An 807-nucleotide genomic window follows, 5' to 3' on the forward strand; every position below is an offset into this window, starting at 1 on the left:
ATGTTGACCTGCATCCGCCCCGCCGTGCCGGCCTTGGTCACCGCCGGTCGCGCCAGGAAGGTCCCGGCCCGGTTGCGGCGCGCAGAGAACGACGCGCAGGATTGCCGAAAAGCGGCGATTTCGGTCCTGGAGGGCGACACCACGATGCCGCCATGTTCGGCGTCGAGCAGGGCGATGCCGGCGAGATGAGCCGGCGAAGCACCGAGACCGACGATCATGGGTACGCCGCGCGAGCGCGCCAGCATGGCGACATGGCTGGCCGTGCTGCCCGCCCTCAGCGCGATGCCGCCGCCGCTGCTCCAGTCGGTTTCGAGAAAACGCGTCGGCGCGATATCCTCGCCATAGAGGATGGCGCCGGCGGGCGGCTCGACGTTGCCAACCTCCGACAGAGCCCGCAGCACCTGGTCCCTGATATCGCGTATGTCGGCGGCGCGCGCCCGGAAGTAATCCTGCTCCGAAGCATCATAGCCGGCGATTTCAGCGTTAAGCGCCTGCCGCCACGCCGTGTCGGCCGGCAGGCCGGTGCGGATCGCGGCAAAGGCCGGGCTGCTCAGCGCATCGTCTTGCAGCATGGCGACCTGAAACTCGAGAATGTCGGCGGCATCGCCCTCGGCCATCCCGATCATTGCAGTGAGACGGCCCGTGGCAATGCCGATTGCGATTTCGAGCGCGGCTTTCTCATCGTCGGCTGTTTCTTTGCCGACATAGGAGCCGACAGTCTGGTCGAGGTCGAAGAGCGGCCCTTCGGCATAACCGGCCGAGGCCGAAATGCCTTTAATCCTAAGCGGTTCGCGCATGGTCCGCGCC

1 protein-coding gene is annotated in these 807 nt (G+C 66.8%); it reads right to left on the reverse strand.

The window, feature by feature from the left end:
• Positions 1 to 797: phosphoenolpyruvate-utilizing N-terminal domain-containing protein (locus EN750_RS37025; protein WP_245482935.1), on the reverse strand; the 797-nt coding region annotated here is incomplete at its 3' end.
• Between the last annotated feature and the right edge of the window lie 10 nt (positions 798 to 807).

Source organism: Mesorhizobium sp. M7A.F.Ca.ET.027.03.2.1 (genome assembly GCF_003999175.1).
GTDB lineage: Bacteria > Pseudomonadota > Alphaproteobacteria > Rhizobiales > Rhizobiaceae > Mesorhizobium.